We start from the raw sequence: 1,340 nt of genomic DNA, 5'->3' as shown, positions 1-1,340 counted from the left end.
GTTCTAAAGTGGAATCTTGACTATTATTTCTCATCGCAACAAAATTTATTAAAGTTAAATTTTGTTACCGAAATATCTAACCTTTACAGAAATGACAACATTGAGAACATCGCAGCAACTTAGAATTTCAATATTGGCGTGCCCCTCCGGGTCGGGCTTTCGGCTATATCTTTTATTCCGTTTCACTTCATAAAAGGATACCGCCTCTATCCCTCACGCGAATTCGTTTTTTAAGAAACGGAAAAATATTAAATTGTTCTATTTATTAAGACAACACATTAATCTGATCGCTCGGATTTGTGATTATAAGTTTTCGAGATTTTTAAAACTGGCTGAAAGCCCAAAAGCAACAACGTAGTGCAGCGCACTACAAACTAAAGGAACAGTAAGTATTACCCTGAAAGGGTAAAAGCAATTATGAAGTAAGTTAAATAAACAAGATGTATGATCTGAAGAATGTTTTCTTTGAGATTAGGCTTTCGCCCTTTCAGGGCTTATATGCCAATGTGTTTTTTCCCGATGGCACTTTGTACCATCCTATTGCTAAAGCTCTTTCAGAGCGTTTTTCGAAATTTATCGTTTTCAGTCAATGTACTGATAAGAAATCTTTTAAAATTAGTTTAATCTGTGGCATAAAAAAACCGAAGCGTCAGAACTTCGGTTTTCTATAAATATATTATTTGTGCTTATTTTTGCTTTAGTAAATTTTCTAAAAGAGTCACTTTCTCTCTTTCCGCTTCAACCAGACGTTCGTAAAGTTTTTTATTCTCTTCGTAAGATTCAAGAAGTTTGTCTAACGGGTTAAAAGTGCAATTATTATTTTTTATAGAAGAAGCATCATTATGATAAGTGTTTCCAATAATATTAAAAACAGCTTCATCTGAAAAATTTTTTATCACTTCAGCTGGTACACCTAAAGCTTCGGCGATTTTTTTAAGTTTTTCGTCATCAACGCTTTCGCTTCCTTCAATAATAGAGATCGATTGCTGGGTTGTGCCAATTGCTTGTGCAAGGGCTTCCTGTTTCATATCTCTCAGTTCTCTAATTCGGCTAATATTTCGACCGATATGTTTAGGTTTTGGTGCTGTGCTCATAGCTCAAAGATATTTAATTTTTTTTTACATTTTTTGGTTTTGGTCGAAAACAAGTATTCACTTGTGGGATACATTTTGTAAATTGTTTTCCAACGTTGTAAAAATACAACTTTTCTTACCATTTTTGATTTTGAAGAAATGCGATCCTTGTCATTTCTGTAAAGGTTAGATATTTCGGTAACAAAATTTAACTTTAATAAATTTTGTTGCGATGAGAAATAATAGTCAAGATTCCACTTTAGAACG

The 1,340-nt window shown here is 33.1% G+C and carries 1 protein-coding gene; it reads right to left on the bottom strand.

Annotated features, from left to right (window positions below):
• Nucleotides 1–686: 686 nt before the first annotated feature.
• The gene (locus FLA105534_RS23330; RefSeq protein WP_173968472.1) at nucleotides 687–1,094 is read right to left on the bottom strand and encodes a helix-turn-helix domain-containing protein; all 408 of its coding nucleotides are present in this window, start codon (nucleotides 1,092–1,094) and stop codon (nucleotides 687–689) included.
• Nucleotides 1,095–1,340: the final 246 nt, after the last annotated feature.

The sequence above is a fragment of the Flavobacterium collinsii genome (assembly GCF_902804485.1).
GTDB lineage: Bacteria > Bacteroidota > Bacteroidia > Flavobacteriales > Flavobacteriaceae > Flavobacterium > Flavobacterium collinsii.
The sequence above is the reverse complement of the archived record's forward strand: the minus strand, read 5'-3'. Positions and strand labels throughout refer to the sequence as shown.